Below are 20624 nucleotides of genomic sequence, written 5' to 3' on the forward strand. Positions count from 1 at the left end.
ATCCGGTTCGCCGGGTCGCGCCCCTTTTTTGCTCCCCCTGTACCGATTCATAACGCGACGTGCAACGATCGCCCGTTCTGGTCCCCCGGACGCAATGATCCACCGGTCATACGCAAGAATGGTGCATTACGAGCGTGGGCCCTGACCTCGTAGGGTCTGCGCAGAACGTGGAGTGGCGGGTACCGCTTGCTCGGCGGTACCCCTCGCTACGGGTTTGCTCTGCCATGTCGGCGCGCCCCGGGTACCGTCGCGGACCGCCGCCTCCGGACCGGTACCCCCGACCGGCAGTCATGAACGGAGCAACCCCGTGTTGGACCAAGGCACTGCGCCCCCAGTCACCGGTGACAAGCAGCCCTCCCGGCTGCCCGCCACCGGCTTCGGCGCCCGCCTGATGCGCCGCAAGCCCGTCGAGCGTCTGGTCGCCGAGGGCGGCCAGGGCGAGGGCGGCAGCCTGCGCCGCTCGCTCGGCATGTGGCAGCTGACCATGATCAGCATCGGCGCCACGCTCGGTACGGGCATCTTCGTCGTGCTCGGCGAGGCCGTCCCCAGCGCCGGCCCGGCCGTCGTGATCTCCTTCGTGCTCGCCGGCGTCACCGCGCTGTTCTCGGCCCTCTCCTACGCCGAGCTCGCCGGCACCATCCCGGTCTCCGGCTCCTCGTACTCGTACGCCTACGCCACCCTCGGCGAGATCATCGCCTGGGTCTGCGGCTGGTGCCTGATCCTGGAGTACGGCGTCTCCGTCGCGGCCGTGGCCGTCGGCTGGGGCCAGTACCTCAACGAACTGCTCGACGGCACCATCGGCGTCACCATCCCGGACGCCCTGGCCAACCCGCCGGGCACCGACGGCGGCATCTTCAACCTGCCCGCCCTGCTCGTCGTGCTGCTGTGCATGGCCTTCCTGATCGGCGGCGCCAAGGAGAGCGCCCGCGCCAACACGATCATGGTCGGCGTGAAGATCGTGGCCCTGCTGCTCTTCTGCGCCGTGGCCTTCACCGGCATCCGTGCCGGCAACTACGCCCCGTTCATGCCGCTCGGCCTCGGCGGCGTCAGCGCCGCGGGCGCCACGCTGTTCTTCTCGTACATCGGCTTCGACGCCGCCTCCACCGCCGGTGAGGAGGCCAAGAACCCGAAGAAGGACCTGCCCAAGGCGATCATGCTGTCGCTGCTGATCGTCACGGTGCTGTACGTGCTGGTGGCGGCCGTGGCCGTCGGCGCCATGCCGTGGGGCGACTTCGAGGGCTCCGAGGCCGCGCTCGCCGGCATCATGAAGGACGTCACCGGCCAGAGCTTCTGGGCCGTGCTCCTCGCCGCCGGCGCCGTCATCGCCATCGCCAGCGTCGTGCTGACCGTCCTCTACGGCCAGACCCGCATCCTCTTCGCGATGTCCCGCGACGGTCTGGTCCCCAAGACCTTCGCCAAGGTCAACCGCAAGGGCGTGCCGATGGCGAACACCGTGATCGTCTCGCTGTTCTGCGGCATCCTGGCCGCCGCCGTCCCGCTCGGCCAGCTCGCCGACGCCACCAGCATCGGCACGCTCTTCGCCTTCGCCCTGGTGAACATCGCCGTCATCGTGCTGCGCTTCACCCGTCCCGACATGCACCGCAGCTTCCGGGTACCGCTTTCGGGTGTGCGCATTCGGGTCGGTTCGGCGCAGGTTCCGCTCGGCCTGGTCTTCCCGGTCCTGGGCTTCGCGATGTGCGTCTACATGATGCTCAGCCTGGACGCCATCACCTGGGAGGTCTTCGGCGGCTGGATGCTCCTGGGCCTGCTGATCTACTTCGCCTACGGCATGCGCAGCTCGCGTCTGGCCACCGAGGGCGCGGCCGGGGCCGTCGCCGTGACGGAGCCGGCGGGCGCGAAGGCGGCGGCGAAGGCCGGCGCGAAGGCCGGGACCAAGGCCGGCGTGAAGACCGCCGCCAAGCCCCGTGCGAAGGCGGGGGCCAAGAAGGCCGCCACCCCCGCGGAGAAGGCCGAGAAGGCCGGGAACGCGGCCGAGGCCGAGGTCACGCCCGGTACGAAGGCCGCCGGCAAGGGCCGGCCGAAGCCGCAGAAGAAGGCACGCGGCAAGAAGGCCACCGCGAAGTCCGCCGCCCCGGCAGAGGCGAAGGACGCCGCCGCGCCCACGGCGCAGGCCGGTGAGAAGGCCGCGGAGAAGCCCGCCGGGAAGACCGCCGAGAAGGATGCGGACCAGGCCGCCGCCCCCGCGGAGTCCGTGACCGCCACGCCGGCGGAGGCCGCACCGGCCACCGCCGCCGACGCCGGAGCGGGTGCGCAGGCCGAGGAGACGGCCGGCGCCGCGGCGGCGGAGAAGGCGGAGGCGAAGCCCGCCGCCGAGGCCGCTGCCACCACGGAGGAGAAGCCCGCGACGGAGGCCGCCGGGGCCGCCGACGCCGGTGAGAAGAAGTGATCTTCTTCCCGCCGCCCCTATGATCCCTGCCTGCCGGGTCCGCCGTCCGGGGACCCGGCAGACGGGAAGGGATCACATCGGATGAGCAGTCCCCACCTCCTGCTGACCGGCGACCGGCTCGCCCTGGGCATGCCCCGGGACGAGCTGCTGACCGAGTACCACAGATGGGAGTGCGACCCCGGCACCGTCCTCGGTGCCGGGAGTCGCTTTCCCCGGCCGTGGGAGGCCCGGGCCGACGAGTGGGACCGGCAGCTCGACGACCGCGACCACGTGCGGTTCGAGGTCGTCCGCCTCAAGGACAAGCAGTCCATCGCCCTGACCACGCTGCACATCGACCCCGGCGAGCGCCGGGCCGAGTTCGGCATCGTCGTCGCCCCCGCCCAGCGCGGCAAGCGCTTCGCCGAGGAGGCCACCCGCCTGACCCTGGACTGGGCCTTCCACCTGGGAGCCCTCCGGGCGGTGTGGCTGCGGGTCCTGGAACCCAACCGGGCCGGCATCACCGCCTTCGAGAAGGCCGGGTTCCGGCCCACCGGACGCTTCCGCAAGTCCGGTCACTGGCTCGGCCAGTACGTCGACGAGGTCCTGATGGACGCGCTCCCCGAGGACTTTCCCGGGCCCCCCGCCATGTGCACCGCCCTCGGCAGCTGAGGGCGGTGCACGGGCGTTCGGGTCGGGGACACGGCCGGTGGCGTGATCTACTGCTGGTGGCAGCAGCTGGTTACCCGTAGAAAAGTGATCCACCCGCCGTGCGATTGAATGAGCTCGACGAACGCATCGTGCACGCCCTGGCCGAGGACGCCAGGCGCTCCTACGCCGACATCGGCGCGGAGATCGGCCTGTCCGCACCCGCCGTGAAACGGCGTGTGGACAGGCTCCGCGCCGAGGGCGCCATCACCGGCTTCACCGTCCGCGTGGACCCGGCGGCGCTCGGCTGGGAGACGGAGGGGTTCATCGAGCTCTACTGCCGCCGCAACACCTCGCCCGAGGCCATCCACCGGGGCCTGTCGCGCTACCCGGAGGTGGCCTCGGCCTCCACCGTCACCGGTGAGGCCGACGCCATCGTGCAGATCTTCGCCTCGGACATGCGCCACTTCGAGCGCGTCCTGGAGCGCATCGCCGGCGAGCCGTTCGTCGAGCGCACCAAGTCGGTGCTGGTCCTCTCGCCCCTGCTGCGCCGCTTCAGCTCCGGCGCCCCCTCCTAGGCGAGGGCCGTGGCGTCGAAGTGCCGCAGGACGGGCTGCCCGACGATGAAGTGCTCGATCGCGGCGGCCCACTCGGGCGCCTGCTTGCTCGCGGGGAAGTCCACGAGGTGCTTCTCCAGCGTCTCCCAGCCGATCCGCAGCAGGTAGGAGCCGGGCGTCTCCACGTCCGGGTACAGATCGACGGACGTGCAGCCGTCGGCCGAGGCCAGGATGGGGCGGCCGGCCAGCACGGCCTGCTCGAACTCCTTCTCCCGGCCGGGGGCCACATCGAGGTAGGCGTACTCGTAGATCATGTCGTTCTCCTGGGGGAGGGGCGTCAGCGGACGCCTCTGACGCGGGTGACCGTCATGGCCCCGGCCACGCCGAAGACCATGGTGAACACGTACAGAGCGGTGTAGTTCGAGCCGCCGCCGACGCCCAGCAGGAGCGGGGCGAGGGCGGGGCCGACGACCTGGGGGAGCACGTCGGCGCTGTTGATGACGCCCAGGTCCTTGGCGACCGTCGTGGAGTCGGGCAGCACCTGCGTCGACAGGGCCATGTCGACGGCGAAGTACAGCCCGGAGCCGATGCCGAGCAGGGCCTGGGCGACGTAGACCAGGGGCAGGCCGTCGGCCGCGGCGAGGACGCCCAGGCCGGCGGTCAGCAGCAGCGCGGCGCCGGTGACGAAGGGCTTGCGACGGCCGATGCGGTCGGAGTACCAGCCGCCCAGCGCCGAGGTCAGGGCGCTCAGGCCGTAGTTCATGGTGGTCAGCAGGGCCACGGTGGCGGCCAGTGCGGCTTTGCTCGTGCCGAGCCGGTCGGAGAGGTAGAAGGCGAGGTACGGGGCGGGGGCCACGGCCGCGAAGTAGGTGAGGAAGCGGGTCACCCACACCCAGCCGAAGTCGGGGTGACTGCGCGGATCGGTCCAGAAGCTGCCCCAGAACTCTCGTGCCGTGAACGGCGGCTGCCCGGCAGGCGCCGGGCGGTCCTGCAAGGTGACGGCGAAGAGCACCACGACCGCCACCGCCACCGCCGCGGGCAGCAGGAACACCGCCGCGCTGCCCGCCAGCAGGGCGGCCGCCGCGGACCCGACCGGTACCGCCAGGCGCTGGCTGAAGCCGGCCACGCCCGAGACCAGGCCGCGCTGCTCGACCGGCACCTGCTCGGGGATGGTCGCGGCCAGCGCGGCGATGGTCGCGTTGAACGACAGCTGGGCGAAGCACCAGCCGACGGCGATGGCGGGCAGCGAGGGCACGAGGGCCACCACCGCCAGCCCGGCGGCCCCGCCCAGCACGCCGCCGACCAGCCACGGCCGCCGCCGCCCGAACCGGGAGGTCGTCCGGTCGGACAGCCGTCCGAACAGCGGGTTGGCGAAGAGGGCGACCAGCGCACCGAGGCTGGACACCACGGCGAGGCCGACCTCCTTGTGCGCGGGGTCGACCTCCCCGATGCGCAGGGCCAGCGTGACCAGCGCGGCCGCCAGCACGGTGCTGTACAGCCCCAGGTAGGCCAGCCCGATGCGCAGGACGAAGCCCCGCGAGGCCCTGCCCTGCGCCCGGGCGGTCGGGACGAGCGAGGTCATCCGGGCAGCGGCTCCTCGCCCGACCTGCCGAGCCGGTCCAGCGCCGCGGCGACGCTGTCGAGCAGGATCCGCCAGGACTCCTCGAACTTCGCCACGCCCTGGTCCTCCAGCACCTGCACGACGTCGTCGTAGTCGATGCCCTCCTTGGCCAGCGCCCTGAAGTCCTCCTCGGCCTGCTCGTAGCCGCCGCGGACGGTGTCGCCGGGGACCTCGCCGTGGTCGGCGAACGCGTCGAGCGCGTCCTCGGGCAGGGTGTTCACCGTGCCGGCCGTGATGAGACCGGCCGTGTAGTAGGTGTCGGGATAGGCGGGGTTCTTGGTGCTGGTGGACGTCCACAGGGGGCGCTGCGGGTTGGCGCCCGCCGCCTCCAGGGCCCGCCAGCGGGGGCCCGCCACGGCCTCCTCGTACGCCCGGTACGCCAGCCGGGCGTTGGCCAGGGCCGCCCGGCCGCGCAGGGCCGCCGCCCGGTCGGTGCCCAGGGCCGTGAGCCGGTCGTCGGTCTCCGTGTCGAGCCGGGAGACGAAGAACGAGGCCACCGACTCGATCGCCGACAGGTCCCGGCCGGCGTCGCGGGCCTGCTCCAGCCCGGTCATCCAGGCGTCCATGACGGCCCGGTAGCGGTCCAGGGAGAAGATCAGGGTGACGTTGACGCTGATGCCCTCCGCCACGGCCCGGGTGATGGCGGGGAGCCCGGCACGGGTGGCGGGGATCTTGATGAGGACGTTGGGCCGGTCCACCATCCACCACAGCTGCCGGGCCTCGGCCACCGTCGCCGCCGTGCGGTGCGCCAGCCGGGGGTCCACCTCGATGGAGATCCGCCCGTCGTGCCCGCCGGACCGCTCGTACACCGGGCGCAGCACGTCGGCGGCGTCCCGTACGTCGGCCGTGGTGAGGGCGCGCACGGCCTCCTCGGCGCTCACCCCGCGCAGGGCGAGGTCGCGCAGCTGGGCCTCGTAGCCGCTGTCGAGGCCGGCGGCGATGGCCTTCTGGAAGATGGTCGGGTTGGTGGTGACGCCCACGACGTACCGGTCGCGCACCGCCTCGGCCAGGTTTCCCGAGGTGATGCGTGCCCGGCTGAGGTCGTCCAGCCAGATCGAGACGCCGTGCCCGGAGAGCCGGCGCAGGGCTTCGGAAGTCGGTGCTCCGGTCATGGTCATGCCTTGATGGAGGCGCCGGCGTCGACGGGCAGGGTCGCGCCCGTGACGTAGCGGGCCTCGTCGGACGCCAGCCACAGCACGGCGTTGCTGACGTCGACGGACTCCACCCAGGGCACGGGTATGACGCTCAGCTCGGCGGCCGCCGCGGCGAACTCCTCGCGGGTGGGGTCGGCCACGTCCGGCAGGAGCAGGCGGCGTCCGGTGACGTTCTGCACCATGTCGGTGTCGACGTTGCCGGGGTGGATGCTGTTGACGCGGATGTAGTGGGGGGCCAGCTCGTTGGCGAGGGAGCGCATGAGGCCGACGAGGCCGTGCTTGGAGGCGGCGTAGTGGGCCATGTTGGGGCGGCCGAGGAAGCCGGCGACCGAGTTGGTGAAGATGATCGAGCCGCCGCGACCGGCCTCGATCATGTGCGGGATCACGGCCTTCACCGTGTTCCAGGCGCCGGTCAGATTGACGTCGATCATGTCGTGCCACTGCTTGTCGGACAGCTCCCAGGCCCGGCCGAGCGAGCCGATGCCCGCATTGGCGCAGACCACGTCGATGTGCCCGAACCGGCCGAGGGCCTCGGAGACGACGGCGTCCAGCTGTGCGGGCTCCCGCACGTCGGCACTGCAGGTGAGGATCTGCCCGCCGCGGGCCTCGACGAGCCTGGCCGTCTCCTTGAGGTCGTCGGAGGTCGCCAGCGTGTAATGGGTGGAGCCGACCTCTTCGCAGATGTCGGAGGCCACGATGTGCGCGCCCTCCTCCGCCAGCCGGACGGCATGGGAGCGGCCCTGCCCGCGGGCGGCCCCCGTGATGAAGACGACCTTTCCTGCTACGCGGCCCATGAACAGCCCTTTCGTCAGTGTGTACGGCAAAGGTGGTACGCACGGCGTGTGGTGCTGGAGTGCTGCAGACAAAGTGAAGGTCCGGCAGCGGCCCGGAGAGGGGGCCGGGGTGCGCCGGCGCCGGGTCAGACCGCGGCCGGCCGGCAGCGGGCGGCCTCGGCCGTGGCGCGCAGCGCCCGCACGGCCTCGCCGGGATCGGCGGCGGCGTACACGGCGGAACCGGCCACGAAGGCGTCCGCCCCGGCCTCGGCGCAACGGGCGATGGTGCGCTCGTTGACGCCCCCGTCGACCTGCAGCCACAGGGGCACGTCCCGGCCGAAACCGCGGTGCCGGTCGACGGCGGCCCGGGCCCGCCGGACCTTGGCGAGGACGTAGTCGAGCAGCTCCTGGCTGCCGAATCCCGGCTCGACGGTCATGATCAAAAGGGTGTCGACCTCGCCGAGCAGCTCGGCGTAGGGCTCCAGGGGGGTCGCCGGGTTGAGCGCGAGGCCCGCCTGCGCCCCGGCGGCCCGGATCGCCCGCAGGGTCCGCACCGGGGTGATGGTCGCCTCGGCGTGGATCGTCACGCTGCCCGCGCCGGCTTCCGCATAACGCGGGGCGTGCAGATCCGGTGCGGCAATTCCGAGATGGAGGTCGAGCGGTAAGCGCACGTTCTTGACCAGGGACTCGACCACCGGAAGTCCGACCGTGAGGTTCGGGACGAAGTGGTTGTCCATGACATCGACGTGCAGCATGTCAGCCGCGTCGGCGACCGCGTCGGCCTCTTCGGCCAGGCGGGTGAAGTCAGCGGCGAGAATACTGGGGGCTATTCGAATGGCCAAGATCTCCTCCGGTGATTTCCACGACGATTTCGTCGTCAGCAAGGTGCACCGAGATGTCTCCGACGTTGTCCGCGATGGCGTCGGCGTCCCGCAGGGAGGCGTCGTCGTGCCGGAAGCGGACGGCGAGCGCCGTCATGCCGGCGGCTCGTGCGGCGGCGAGCCCGATGGGTGAGTCGTCGACCCCGAGCGCGGTGGACGGGGCGACGCCGAGCCGCCGTGCGGCCAGCAGGAAGCCCTCGGGGTGCGGCTTGGGGTGCCCGACGTCGTCGGCGCTGACGAGCACCTCGGGAACGGGCAGCCCGGCGCTGGTCAGGCGGGCCTTCGCCACCTCGGTGTCATTGGAGGTCACGATGGCCCAGCGGGTGGGCGGCAGCGCCGACAGCAGGCGCAGCGCCCCGGGCAGGGCGACGACGCGGGAGGTGTACTCCCGCTCGGCCAGCCGCACGTGCTCGGCGTGCGCGGCGATCTCCTCCTCGCTGAGGTGGGGCAGCAGGTCGCGCACGATGTCGTGGCGCTTCTGGCCGTAGTAGCGGGCGAGGTCGAAACGGTCGCCGACCCCCACGGACTCGGCCCATTCGCCCCAGCACTGCTCGGCGTCGGGATACGAATCGACGAGTGTCCCGTCGAGGTCGAGAAGCATCGCACTGTACGAGGAGTTCATGAGCCAACTTCCTGGGCGCAGGGCTCCGGACGAAAGACGTGCGCGCACTGCGCGCGGCAGGGGAATTCAATCGGCGCATTCTGCGCGCCGACGGCTGCGGAATCGGTGAGGTGGGGGGAATTGGCCGATGGTCGTCGTCTTCGAAGCACTGTACACGGATTTGTTGATCACATCGGTGAAGTGCCGGGCGGCGGAACGGAGTTGACCGAAACGGAACCTAGCCTTACGGGGCGGGATGGCCTAGCCGGACGTCCATGCGCGCTGGTGGGGCGACCGGACGATCGGGCGGCGGGAAGGGCGGAGGCGGTGACCCTTCGGCATGTTCTGGCCACAGGGTGACCGCGGGGGCGGCCGGGGGCGGCGGATCCGCTGATTCCGCGCCGCCCGCCCGGCCCCGCGGAGACCCGCTCGACCCCGCCCTGCGGAGGGCGCGCCCGGGGTGCGGCGGGGGCCGGGGCGCCACGTAGGGGAGTCGTTCCCTACCCGGCAGTATCGCCGCGCAACGAATCACCGCGAAGGCGGGGAAAGGCGCAACGAATCGCCCGCCTGCACGCAACGTCGGCGCCTTGTCCCGCCCGGAGCCCGGCCCGTACCGTCGACTCGTTTACACGAACGCGTGTCTGACACCCCCGCCCACCAGCCGAAGAGGACGTATGACGCCGCTGCGCATCGCGCTGTACCAAGGCCCCAGCGGCGTTCCCTCCTCGACCGCGGTCACCCTGGACGCCTTGGCCGCCGCCGCCTGCCGCGCCTCCGCCGCCGGCGCCCGGCTGCTGCTCACCAACGAGCTGTACCTGACGGGGTACGCCCTCGGCGCCGCCGTCCGCGACCTCGCCGAGCCCGTCGCGGGCCCGTCCGCGGACGCCGTCGCCCGGATCGCCGCCGAGCACGGCCTGGTCATCGGCTACGGCTACCCCGAGCGCGACGGCGAAGCGATCTTCAACTCGCTCCAGCTCATCGGCCCGGACGGCACCCGCCTCGCCAACTACCGCAAGACGCACCTCTTCGGCGAGTACGAGACGACGCACTTCACGCCCGGGTCCGAGCTCCTCGTCCAGGCGGACCTCGACGGTATCCGCCTCGGCCTGCTGATCTGCTACGACGTCGAGTTCCCCGAGACGGTCCGGGCCCACGCGCTGGCCGGCACCCAGCTGCTGCTCGCGCCGACCGCGCTGATGCGGCCCTACGAGATCGTCCCGCAGACGATCGTCCCCGCGCGCGCCTGGGAGAGCCAGCTCTACATCGCGTACACCAACCGCTGCGGCGACGAGGGGGACTTCGCCTTCGCCGGCCTGTCCTGCCTGGCCGCCCCCGACGGGACGGTACGGGCCCGGGCCGGTGCCGCCGAGGACCTGATCGTCGCCGACGTCGACCCCGGGCTGCTCGCGGCCTCCCGCGCCGAGAACACCTACCTGAGCGACCGCCGCCCCGCGCTCTACGCCTCGCTCACCTGACCACGGGCCCCCGCCCGCCCCCTGCCCCACCCCCCTGCCAGTAGGAGAGTCCAGCCGATGACGTCCACGGTGCCCACCGCCGTCCACGACGAGCGCGAGCAGGTCCAGCCCGTCGAGCCGCCCATCACGATGTTCGGCCCGGACTTCCCCTTCGCCTACGACGACTTCCTCGCCCACCCGGCGGGCCTCGGCCAGATACCGGCCACCGAGCACGGCACCGAGGTCGCCGTCATCGGCGGTGGCCTGTCGGGCATCATCGCCGCCTACGAGCTGATGAAGATGGGCCTCAAGCCCGTCGTCTACGAGGCCGACCAGATCGGCGGCCGGCTGCGCACCGTCGGCTTCGAGGGCTGCGAGGGCGACCTCACGGCCGAGATGGGCGCGATGCGCTTCCCGCCGTCCTCCACCGCCTTCCAGCACTACATCGACCTGGTCGGCCTGGAGACCAAGCCGTTCCCCAACCCGCTCGCGCCCGACACCCCCTCCACGGTCGTCGACCTCAAGGGCGAGTCCCACTACGCCGAGACGATCGACGACCTGCCGCAGGTCTACCGCGACGTCGCCCAGGCGTGGAACGCCTGCCTGGAGGAGGGCGCGGACTTCTCCGACATGAACCGCGCCATGCGCGAGCGCGACGTGCCGCGCATCCGTGAGATCTGGGCGAAGCTGGTCGAGAAGCTCGACAACCAGACCTTCTACGGCTTCCTCTGCGAGTCGGAGGCGTTCAAGTCCTTCCGGCACCGCGAGATCTTCGGCCAGGTCGGCTTCGGCACCGGCGGCTGGGACACCGACTTCCCCAACTCCATCCTGGAGATCCTCCGCGTCGTCTACACCGAGGCCGACGACCACCACCGCGGCATCGTCGGCGGCAGCCAGCAGCTGCCGCTGCGCCTGTGGGAGCGCGAGCCGGAGAAGATCGTGCACTGGGCGCAGGGCACCTCGCTGTCCTCGCTGCACGACGGCACGCCCCGCCCGGCCGTGACCCGCCTGCACCGCACGGCCGGCAACCGCATCACCGTCACCGACGCCTCCGGCGACATCCGGACGTTCAAGGCGGCCATCTTCACCGCGCAGTCCTGGATGCTGCTGTCGAAGATCGCCTGCGACGACACGCTGTTCCCCATCGACCACTGGACGGCGATGGAGCGCACGCACTACATGGAGTCGTCGAAGCTCTTCGTTCCCGTGGACCGGCCGTTCTGGCTGGACAAGGACGAGGAGACGGGCCGGGACGTCATGTCGATGACGCTCACCGACCGGATGACGCGCGGCACCTACCTGCTGGACGACGGTCCGGACAAGCCCGCCGTCATCTGCCTCTCCTACACCTGGTGCGACGACAGCCTCAAGTGGCTGCCGCTGTCGGCGAACGAGCGCCTGGAGGTCATGCTCAAGTCGCTCGGCGAGATCTACCCCAAGGTCGACATCCGCAAGCACATCATCGGCAACCCGGTGACGGTCTCCTGGGAGAACGAGCCCTACTTCATGGGCGCGTTCAAGGCCAACCTGCCGGGTCACTACCGCTACCAGCGGCGGCTGTTCACCCACTTCATGCAGGACCGCCTGCCCGAGGACAAGCGCGGCATCTTCCTCGCCGGTGACGACATCTCCTGGACGGCCGGCTGGGCCGAGGGTGCGGTGCAGACCGCGCTCAACGCGGTGTGGGGCGTGATGCACCAGTTCGGTGGCTCCACCGACGCCACCAACCCCGGCCCGGGCGACGTCTACGACGAGATCGCGCCCGTCGAGCTGCCGGAGGACTGAGGCAGCGGGACCGCGGTGACGGGACCGCGGTGAACAGGACTGCTGGGCTGACGCGTACAGGGGTGCGCGTCAGCCCAGCGGTGTGAGCAGGCAGCGCCCGATCATCCCGACGCTGGCGTCCACGCGGTCGACGAGCTCCTCCGTCAGATCGGGCAGCTCCCGTATGGCCCACAGCGCGCGGAACGAGGCCCAGGCGGCGTTCCGCGCGGCCTCCAGCGTCCAGGAGCCGACGAGGTGCGTCAGCGGGTCGGCGACATCGAGCAGATCCGGCCCGGGCATCAGCTCCTCGCGGATCCGCTCCTCCATGGTGACGAGGACCTCGCCGATCCGGTGGAAGTCGCCTTCCAGGGCGCGCGGCTCGGTGCCCAGCGCCCGGCAGGTGTCGGTCAGGGCCAGGGCCAGGTCGTGCCCGATGTGGGCGTTGATCCCCGCCAGCGCGAACTGCAGGGGCTGCACGGCCGGGTGGCCCCGCAGCTGGAACAGCGGGCGCCAGCAGGCCGGCGGCCGACGGCCCTTGGACGCCTGGTCGACGGCGTGCAGATAGCGCTTGGCGAAGCGCACGTCGAGCTCGGCCGCCGCCCGCCGGCTCCGGAAGGCGCCGGCGGACACCCGGTGGCCGACCTCCTCCGTGACCGTGAGGTACACCCGGTTGAAGACGGCCACTCCGTCCCGCGGGGGCAGGGCGGCCTCCAGGCCCCGCATCCGCGCCAGGACCCAGTCGATACCGGCAGGCATCGCCGGCTGCGCCCGCGTCATCGTCATACGCACAGAGTGACAGGTGAATACGGAGCGTAGGCGAAAGTGCCGGATAGTTAACCAGGACGGGTGAACGAAGGCCGCGCTCTCCGTGGGAGCGTCACGCTCTGTCGTCGTAGCCGCTGGTGCCGGCGTCCAGCAGGGGCTCCTGCTCCTTGAGATGGGCCGGGGCCAGGGCGCGCAGCGCGTGGTAGCCGGTGATCACCACGATCGTGCCCAGGGCGATGCCGCTCAGCTCGAAGGTGTCGCTGATCCGCAGGCTCACGCCGCCGATGCCGATGATGATGCCCGCCGCGACCGGCACGAGGTTCAGCGGATTGCGCAGGTCGACCTTGTTGTGCACCCAGATCTGCGCACCGAGCAGGCCGATCATGCCGTAGAGGATCACGGTGATGCCGCCCAGGACGCCGCCCGGGATGGCGGCCACGACCGCGCCGAACTTCGGGCACAGGCCGAAGAGCAGGGCGAAGGCGGCGGCGGCCCAGTAGGCGGCGGTGGAGTACACCCGGGTGGCCGCCATGACGCCGATGTTCTCGGAGTACGTGGTGTTGGCGGGGCCACCGACCGCGGTGGAGAGGACCGTGGCCGCGCCGTCCGCCGCGATCGCGGTGCCCAGCTGGTCGTCCAGAGGGTCGCCGGTCATCTCGCCGACCGCCTTGACGTGCCCGGCGTTCTCCGCGATCAGCGCGATCACCACCGGCAGCGCCACCAGCGCCGCCGACCAGCCGAAGCTCGGGGCGTGCAGCGAGGGCAGGCCGATCCAGTCCGCCTTGCCCACCGCGGAGAGGTCCAGGCGCCAGTGGTCGACGGCCTCGGTGCCGCCGTGCACGGAGTGGATCTTCCCGAAGACCCGGTCGAGGATCCACGAGAGGGCGTAGCCGAAGACGAGGCCGAGGAAGATCGCCACGCGGGACCAGAAGCCGCGCAGGCACACCACCGCGAGCCCGGTGAACAGCATCGTCAGCAGCGCCGTCCACTGGTCCTGCGGCCAGTAGGTGCGCGCCGTCACCGGCGCCAGGTTGAAGCCGATCAGCATGACGACCGCACCGGTCACCACCGGCGGCATCGCCGCGTGGATGATCCGCGCACCGAACTTCCGTACGGCCAGGCCGCTGAGGAAGAGCGCCACGCCGACCACGAGGATCGCCCCCGTGACGGCCGCACTGTCGCCGCCCTGCCCCCGGATGATCGCGGCGACGCCGACGAAGGAGAGGCTGCAGCCCAGGTAGCTGGGCACGCGGCCGCGCGTGGCCAGCAGGAAGACGGCCGTCGCGACGCCCGACATCATGATCGCGAGATTGGGGTCCAGCCCCATGAGGACCGGCGCCACGAACGAGGCGCCGAACATGGCCACCACGTGCTGGGCGCCCAGGCCCGCGGTCCGTGGCCACGAGAGCCGTTCGTCCGGTCTGACGACGGCACCGGGGGCGGGGGTGCGCCCGTCGCCGTGCAGGGTCCAGCGCACGCCGAGGCCCATGGTGCTCCAAACGTTCGGGGGAGTGGTGATCCGGACCATGCTAAGCGGGTCCGCAGCGGCCTCCGGCCATCGAGCGGTGCCCGGGGGTCGTTGGTGCGATCGGCGCAATAAACAGCTCGTAGGGCTGTATGGCTGTGATCGTCAGATGTTTATCGGTTGATGCGAGGTATGCCTCCGGTGTCCGATTTCCTGCAATTCAGGAGACACACATGCGCAAGCTCGTCGGCCGCACCGCGGCCGCCGCGATCCTCGCCGGCGCCACCATTGTTCCGGTCGCCGGAGTGGCCCAGGCCGCCCCGCAGGTCGCGTCCGGCAACCAGGCGTGGACCTGGGACGACGACCACGACGGCGACCGGGACAAGGGTCACCGTGACAAGGACAAGGGCCGCGACAAGGGCCGCGACCACAACCGCAAGGACCGCGACAAGGACCGCGACCGGGACAAGGACCGTGACTGCGACCACGGCCGCAAGGACCGCGACCGGGACAAGGACCGTGACTGCGACCACGGCCGCAAGGACCGCGACCGGGACCGTGACTGCGACCACGGCCGCCGCGACCGGGACCGCGACCGTGACTGCGACCACGGCCGCAAGGACCGCGACCGGGACCGCGACTGCGACCACCACAGCTACTACCGTCACAGCACCTACCGCCACCACAACAGCTGGGGCGGCCACGGCGGCTGGGGCGGCTGGGGCAACATCTGGATCGGCAAGTGGAAGAACAACGACTGGTGGGGCGGCTGGGGCGGCCACGGCGGCCACGGCGGTCACGGCGGCTGGGGCGGTCACGGCGGCCACGGCGGCTGGGGCAACGACTGGTGGGGCGGCCACGACAGCTGGGGCGGCCACGACGACCACGACCGCTGGGGCGGCGGGCACCACAAGAGGGACTGCGACGACAAGTGGGACCGCAAGGACCACGACCGCGACTGCGACCACAACAACCACCACGGTGGCGGTCACGGCTGGGCCATTGTGATCTGACCTGCTGCGCCTGACCTACGGTTCCCCTCCACCGCGGGCCGTGGCCGAACCCTCCGGGTCCGGCCCACGGCCCGCGGCGGCGTGGTGCGGAGGCCGGCGCGCCGTCAGCGGTCGGCCGTGGAGGCGGTGTCGGCGACGGCCGCCTTCCGGGCGGGGGCCCGCAGCATTCCCGCCCCCGCCGTGAGCCCCGCCGCCAGCACGGTCACCACCCCGAAGGACACCACGAGCGAGGTGGCGTCCGCGATCTGCCCGAGGAGGGCCGGCGCCACCAGCCACGAGGTGTAGGTGATGGTCGCCACGCCCGCGATCGCCCGGCTGGGGTCCCGGTCGCTGCGGCCCGCCGCGGCGAAGGTCAGCGGGACGACGACGGCGATGCCGAGCCCCATGAGCGCGAACCCGCCGATGGCCTGCACGGCCCCCTGGGCCGAGACCAGCAGCAGCCCGCCGCCGGCCGCCAGCACGCCCCCCGTCCGTACCGTCCGTACCGGGCCGAACCGCCGCACCACCGCGTCGCCCGTCAGCCGGGCCGCGGCCATCGTGCAGGAGAAGGCGGTGGTGCACGCCGCGGCCACCCCCGGATCGGAGCCGATGACGTCGCGGAGGTAGACCGCCGACCAGTCCAGGCTCGCCCCCTCGGCGAAGACCGCGCAGAACCCCACCGCCCCGATGGCCAGCACCGTCCGCGGCGGCAGGGCGAACCGGGCGGGCGCGTCCGCGCCGGCCTCGGGCCGCAGGTCGAGGACCCACCGGCAGACGAGCACCCCCGCCGGGACCAGCGCCGCCGCCGCGAGCCCCAGGTGGATCCGGGCGTCGGTGCCGGCGTGTGCGGCGAGCGTGCCCACCGCCGAGCCGACGAGCGTGCCGACGCTCCACATGCCGTGCAGTCCCGACATGATCGAGCGGTCCAGTCGCTCCTCGGTCTGCACCCCCAGCGCGTTCATGGCCACGTCCGCCATGCCGGACGCGGCGCCGTACAGGCCCATCGCCCCGCACAGGGCGGCCGGGCCGGGGCACAGGGCGGGCAGCGCGAGCGACGCGGCGAGCAGCGAGATCAGCAGCCGCAGCGCCGTCCGCGAACCGAAGCGGTGGGTCACCCGCCCCGCGAGCGGCATCGTCAGTGCCGCGCCGATCGCGGGGCAGGCCAGGGCGATGCCGAGGCCGCCGGGGCCGATGCCGGTGTGCTCCTGGATCCAGGGGATGCGGGTGGCGAGGTTGCCGCTGACCGCGCCGTGCACCGCGAAGACCGCGGCGATCGCGAACCGGGCCCGGCGCACGCGGGCCTCCGTGGGGTCCGTGCTGCTGTCCATGCCACTCCTCACCGCCGACGGCCCGGTCGGCTGCCCTCAGTGCATCAGCAGGCCCCCAGGTCCTGCCAGACCCCCCACTCGCCGGTGGTGCCGGGCTCCTCGCCCTGCGTCCACCACTTCGCCTTCCAGGAGCGGGACTTCCACGAGACGGTGGTGCCGCCGCCGTAGGCCGCCGCCCGGTCCCAGGCCGGTGCGGTGCAGGCGCCGCCGGTGGGCGTGCCCGTCGGGGTGCCCGTGGGCGTGCCGGTCGGCGTCGGGGTGGGGCCGGTGGGGTCGACGACGGTCGTGCCGCGGGCCAGGTCGCCGGCCAGGGCGTACGTCCTGCCGCCGAAGGCGACGGTCCAGTTGGAGGGGGTGGAGGTGGGCAGGTAGTAGACGAAGTCGAGGTCCGCGGAGGCGCCCGGCGCGAGCGGCTGCGAGGCCGGCAGCTTCACCGAGACCCGGTGGTAGTCGCCCTTGAGCCCGCCGATGTTGTTCGGTGCCGTGTGGTCGCTGCGGACGACCTTCAGGCCCCAGCCCGACTGGTCCTTGGCGTTGCCGGGGGCCGACGTGGCGTAGTCGAACTGGAACTCGGCGCCGCCGGGGAGCGTGGTTCGGGTGTTGTTGGTGATGTGGATCTTCGGGTTGATCGGGTAGTTGGAGTCGCCGAGGGGGAAGCCGGTGACGCTCACGCCGACGTCCAGGGCCCGGTCCGGAAGCGGGGTCGTCGCGCGCTGCGCGCCGTACGCCGGGGCGGACTTGAACGCGTCGTACATCGCGCCGGTGAGCGTCGAGCCGGGCTCGTACTGGCCCTTGGCGGCGTTCCAGCCGTAGTCGCCGGCGAGTTCCCAGACCATGGTGCCGCCGAGCCCCTTGTCGACGACGTACTGGGCCTTGGCCTTCACCGACTGTTCGTCCTCGGTGGAGAGGAAGACCTTCTTGTCCGCGTTCCACAGCCAGGGGGCGGTCAGCGTGGCGTTGTAGCGGCGGGCGTACGAGCCGGTGAGCCTGGTGCCGGCGGGGAAGCCGTAGCGGGTGACGTAGTCGCCGACGACGCCCTTCTCCAGGTTCTTCGCGTGCCACATCGGATTGGAGCCGGCCGGGGACTCCTTGCCGTCGTCGTCCTTGTCGTGCCAGAGGTTGTCGATGCCGACGGCGCCGTCGCCGCAGCTGGTCAGGCCCGAGCCGGCGGGACAGGACGTGGTCCTCGCCGTGCCCCAGAGGCCGTCGGTGCCGCCGGTGACGTTCTTCCAGCCGCGCGTGTAGTACGGCAGGCCCAGATTGATGCGCCCGGCGGGCAGTGCGCCGCGGAAGTAGTGGTAGGCCCAGTCGCCGTTGAGATAACCGATGCCGCCGTACTGGGCGGCGCCGTAGACGCCCCACTTGGCGAGCTCGGCGTCCTTTCCGTCGTCGTACAGCGCGGCGTTCGGGCCGACGAATTCGTTCCAGGCGCCGTGCAGGTCGTACGACATGACGTTGATGTAATCCAGGTACCGCGTGGTCTGGTACGTCTCCATGCCGCGCAGCAGATAGCCGGAGGAGGGGGCGGCGACGGAGAGGAGATAGTGCTTGCCGTCGGCGGCACCGGCCCGGTCCAGCTTTTCCCGCAGCGTCTTCATCAGGGCCGCGTAGCCCTTGTTGAGGCCGCCGCGCCGGGCGTTGGCGAGGGCCCAGTCCTTGGGGTTGCCGGCGTCCTTCATCGAGGTCGGGTACTCGTAGTCGATGTCGACGCCGTTGAACCCGTATTTCTTGACGAAGGCGACCGCGGAATCGGCGAAGGTGTCGATCCCGGCCTGGTTCACCGAGCCGTCGGCGTTCGTCGCCGTCTTGTAGAAGCCCCCGGAATCGACGCGCTTGCCGTTCTCGTCGATGTAGCCGCCGGTCTCCGCCCAGCCGCCGACGGAAATGAGCGTCTTCACCTGCGGGTGCTGTTTCTTGAACTTGTTCAGCAGGTTGAAATGGCCCTTGTACGGAAGGGCCGGGTCCATGTCGGCGCCGGCCGTGCCGGGCCAGGTCATTCCGGTCGCCGGATTGTCCGCGCCGTCGGCACCGACCGAGATCCTGTCGTCGGCGCCCACGTGCGCGAAGGCGTAATTGAGGTGGGTGACCTTCTCCCACGGGATGTCGGGGGCGAGATAGGCGGGGGTGCCGTCCTTGCCGGTGCGCCAGCCGGTGAAGTAGCCGATGACGCGGCGCTGGTGATCGGCGCCCATCTTCTCGCGGCCGGCGGAGTCGTAGACCGAACAGTAGGGGACGTCGACGCCGGGCGTGGCGTAGAGGCCGTCGGGGCGGCACGCGGACTGGTCCTCGGCGTGCGAGGCGGTCACGGAGAGGGTGCCCACGAGCAGCCCGGCGAGGGCGGTGCCGGCCGGGGCGAGGACGGCGCCTCTGCGGATGCGGGAGCGGATGCCGCGGCGGTGGGAGCCGCTGGATCTCTGGCGGGACAACACGATCGGGTTCCTCCAGTGGGGGGCTCGGACGAGAGCGGTACGTGGGGGGCTTGCGACGTGCTGTGGCCCGTGGTGTGCGCCGACCGGCGGGCCGTACTCCGCGGAGGTGTGGCAGAGGTTAAGAGGACTAGACCAGTGCGTCAATAGGTCCGGACCAAACCCGCGGCGGCCGCTCTCCGGAGCACTGACGGACCGGTGACGAGGCGGTGGCGAGGTGGTTGTGAGGCGGCGCACTTTGTCAAGTCCCCGTGGACACCGTGGCGCCGGGCGGCGTACGCTCGGAGTCGCCCGAGCTGCGGACTGCAAGAAGCCGCAGGTCAGGCAGCTGTACCATTGACGAATTCATTCAGTACGCAGCGCACTCCGGGGTCGGTGAAAGTCCGAACCGGCGGTTACAGTCCGCGACCCGTCCGCAGCCAGCGGCCGGTTGACCAGGTGAAATTCCTGGACCGACGGTTAAAGTCCGGATGGGAGGCAGTGCGCGGCGGGCCCGCATCGGCACACCGTCACCGGTGACGCGGATGGGTGGCGGCCCCGTCGCCGGGAGCACCGGCGTCGGCACACGGCCGTCCCCTCTCCCTCCGTCCCCGTCGTGGCCCCCGTTGTGGCGTACCCGCTCATCGTCGTCCCGTACGACGGCCCCGGAGTCCGTGCCCGAAGAGGCAGGAGGACCCGGTGGCCACCGCGACCGAAGCAGACGCGATGCGACGCGCCATCGCGCTCGCCGCCCGCGCCCTCGGCTCGACCAGCCCCAACCCCGTCGTCGGCTGCGTCCTCCTGGACGCGGACGGCCGCATCCTCGGCGAGGGCTGGCACCGGCGCGCCGGTGAGCCGCACGCCGAGGTCGACGCCCTGCGCGCCGCCGCCGAGGCCGGCCACGACGTCCGGGGCGGCACCGCCGTCGTCACCCTGGAGCCCTGCAACCACACCGGCCGCACCGGCCCCTGCGCCCAGGCCCTCCTGGACGCCGGCATCGCCCGCGTCGTCTACGCCGTCGCCGACCCCAACCCCACCGCCACCGGCGGCGCGGACACCCTCGCCGCCGCCGGCGTCGACACCGAGGGCGGGCTGCTGGCCGACGAGGCCGCCGCCGGCAACGCCGCGTGGCTCACCTCCGTGCTGCACCGGCGCCCCTTCGTGGTCTGGAAGTACGCCGCCACCCTCGACGGCCGCAGCGCCGCCGCCGACGGCACCAGCCGCTGGATCTCCTCCGCCGACTCCCGGGCCGACGTGCACCGCCTGCGCGCCGAGGCCGACGCCGTCGTCGTCGGCTCCGGCACGCTGCGTGCCGACGACCCCCACCTTGCCGTCCGCGGCCCGGTCCCCGGGCGGGACGCCGTCACCCAGCCGCTGCGCGTCGTCGTCGACACCCGCGCGACGGTCAAGCCCGGCGCCCGGGTCCTCGACGACGCCGCCCCCACCCTGATCGTCGTCGGCGAGGACGCCGACACCGGCCACCTGACCGGTGTCGAGACCGTCCGGCTGCCGGCCGGCCCCACCGGCATCGACGTCCACGCCCTGCTCACCGAGCTGTACGAACGCGGCGTCTGCTCCGTGCTGCTGGAGGGCGGCTCCACCCTCGCCGGGGCCTTCCTGGCCGCCGGCGCCGTCGACCGGGTCGTCGGCTACCTGGCCCCCGCCCTGCTGGGCGCCGGCCCCTCCGCCCTCGGCGACGCCGGAATCGGCACGATCGCCCACGCACTGCGCCTGGACGTCACCGACGTCACCCGCATCGGCCCCGATCTGCGGATCACGGCCACCCCCCTCGCTCCCGTCCCTGCCCCCGTCTCCGCCACCGAGGAGAGCTGA

Annotated in this window: 16 protein-coding genes, 1 pseudogene and 1 riboswitch; of the genes and pseudogenes, 7 read left to right on the forward strand and 10 right to left on the reverse strand. The window is 72.1% G+C overall.

Annotation, left to right across the window (positions count from 1 at the left end; translation table 11 throughout):
• Positions 1-307: 307 nt before the first annotated feature.
• The 3 genes and pseudogenes from LE181_RS13260 to LE181_RS13270 form a co-directional block, all read left to right on the forward strand.
• A pseudogene (locus LE181_RS13260) lies at positions 308-1822 on the forward strand (amino acid permease); the annotation flags it as partial.
• A gap of 666 nt (positions 1823-2488) precedes the next feature.
• The gene (locus tag LE181_RS13265; protein WP_190109044.1) at positions 2489-3055 is read left to right on the forward strand and encodes a GNAT family N-acetyltransferase; all 567 of its coding nucleotides are present in this window, start codon (positions 2489-2491) and stop codon (positions 3053-3055) included.
• Between the two features lie 98 nt (positions 3056-3153).
• Positions 3154-3609, forward strand: coding sequence for an Lrp/AsnC family transcriptional regulator (locus LE181_RS13270; RefSeq protein WP_126913291.1), 456 nt, complete (start codon positions 3154-3156; stop codon positions 3607-3609).
• Here LE181_RS13270 and LE181_RS13275 read toward each other — a convergent pair.
• The 6 genes from LE181_RS13275 to LE181_RS13300 form a co-directional block, all read right to left on the reverse strand.
• The gene (locus tag LE181_RS13275) at positions 3606-3902 is read right to left on the reverse strand and encodes an antibiotic biosynthesis monooxygenase family protein (RefSeq protein ID WP_225661456.1); all 297 of its coding nucleotides are present in this window, start codon (positions 3900-3902) and stop codon (positions 3606-3608) included. The genes LE181_RS13270 and LE181_RS13275 overlap by 4 nt on opposite strands.
• A gap of 23 nt (positions 3903-3925) precedes the next feature.
• A complete protein-coding gene (locus LE181_RS13280; RefSeq protein WP_225661457.1) occupies positions 3926-5170 on the reverse strand; it encodes an MFS transporter in 1245 nt (414 codons plus the stop codon).
• Entirely contained in the window at positions 5167-6321 is a 1155-nt protein-coding gene (tal, locus tag LE181_RS13285) for a transaldolase (RefSeq protein WP_372458336.1), read from the reverse strand. The genes LE181_RS13280 and tal overlap by 4 nt, the downstream gene beginning before the upstream one ends.
• A gap of 2 nt (positions 6322-6323) precedes the next feature.
• Complete coding sequence (locus tag LE181_RS13290) at positions 6324-7157, reverse strand: mycofactocin-coupled SDR family oxidoreductase (RefSeq protein ID WP_225661459.1); 834 nt, start codon at positions 7155-7157, stop codon at positions 6324-6326.
• A gap of 125 nt (positions 7158-7282) precedes the next feature.
• Complete coding sequence (gene rpe / locus LE181_RS13295; RefSeq protein WP_225661460.1) at positions 7283-7978, reverse strand: ribulose-phosphate 3-epimerase; 696 nt, start codon at positions 7976-7978, stop codon at positions 7283-7285.
• A complete protein-coding gene (locus LE181_RS13300) occupies positions 7941-8639 on the reverse strand; it encodes an HAD-IA family hydrolase (protein WP_225661461.1) in 699 nt (232 codons plus the stop codon). The genes rpe and LE181_RS13300 overlap by 38 nt, the downstream gene beginning before the upstream one ends.
• Before the next feature lie 653 nt (positions 8640-9292).
• On the opposite strand from LE181_RS13300, the gene LE181_RS13305 reads away from it, so the two are divergent.
• Positions 9293-10093, forward strand: coding sequence for a carbon-nitrogen hydrolase family protein (locus tag LE181_RS13305; protein ID WP_225661462.1), 801 nt, complete (start codon positions 9293-9295; stop codon positions 10091-10093).
• Positions 10094-10150: 57 nt separating this feature from the next.
• On the forward strand, positions 10151-11857 hold the full coding sequence (locus tag LE181_RS13310) for a flavin monoamine oxidase family protein (protein ID WP_225661463.1): 1707 nt from the start codon (positions 10151-10153) through the stop codon (positions 11855-11857).
• Between the two features lie 69 nt (positions 11858-11926).
• Here LE181_RS13310 and LE181_RS13315 read toward each other — a convergent pair whose 3' ends face one another.
• On the reverse strand, positions 11927-12619 hold the full coding sequence (locus LE181_RS13315) for a DUF5995 family protein (RefSeq protein ID WP_225661464.1): 693 nt from the start codon (positions 12617-12619) through the stop codon (positions 11927-11929).
• Positions 12620-12713: 94 nt separating this feature from the next.
• A complete protein-coding gene (locus tag LE181_RS13320) occupies positions 12714-14090 on the reverse strand; it encodes a uracil-xanthine permease family protein (RefSeq protein ID WP_225661465.1) in 1377 nt (458 codons plus the stop codon).
• A gap of 209 nt (positions 14091-14299) precedes the next feature.
• Here LE181_RS13320 and LE181_RS13325 point away from each other — a divergent pair, with 209 nt between their 5' ends.
• The gene (locus tag LE181_RS13325) at positions 14300-15079 is read left to right on the forward strand and encodes a hypothetical protein (RefSeq protein ID WP_225661466.1); all 780 of its coding nucleotides are present in this window, start codon (positions 14300-14302) and stop codon (positions 15077-15079) included.
• Between the two features lie 104 nt (positions 15080-15183).
• Here the strand turns inward: LE181_RS13325 and LE181_RS13330 are convergent, their stop codons facing one another.
• Together LE181_RS13330 and LE181_RS13335 are read right to left on the reverse strand one after the other, a co-directional pair.
• Positions 15184-16386: an MFS transporter gene (locus LE181_RS13330; RefSeq protein WP_225661467.1), complete on the reverse strand. Its 1203-nt coding sequence runs from the start codon at positions 16384-16386 to the stop codon at positions 15184-15186.
• A gap of 44 nt (positions 16387-16430) precedes the next feature.
• Entirely contained in the window at positions 16431-18773 is a 2343-nt protein-coding gene (locus tag LE181_RS13335; RefSeq protein ID WP_225661504.1) for a chitinase C-terminal domain-containing protein, read from the reverse strand.
• Between the two features lie 396 nt (positions 18774-19169).
• Positions 19170-19300, forward strand: a riboswitch (FMN riboswitch).
• Between the two features lie 190 nt (positions 19301-19490).
• On the opposite strand from LE181_RS13335, the gene ribD reads away from it, so the two are divergent.
• Positions 19491-20624, forward strand: a complete 1134-nt coding sequence (gene ribD, locus LE181_RS13340) for a bifunctional diaminohydroxyphosphoribosylaminopyrimidine deaminase/5-amino-6-(5-phosphoribosylamino)uracil reductase RibD (RefSeq protein WP_225661468.1) — start codon at positions 19491-19493, stop codon at positions 20622-20624.

This window comes from Streptomyces sichuanensis (assembly GCF_020328095.1).
Classification (GTDB): Bacteria; Actinomycetota; Actinomycetes; order Streptomycetales; family Streptomycetaceae; genus Streptomyces; species Streptomyces cinnamoneus.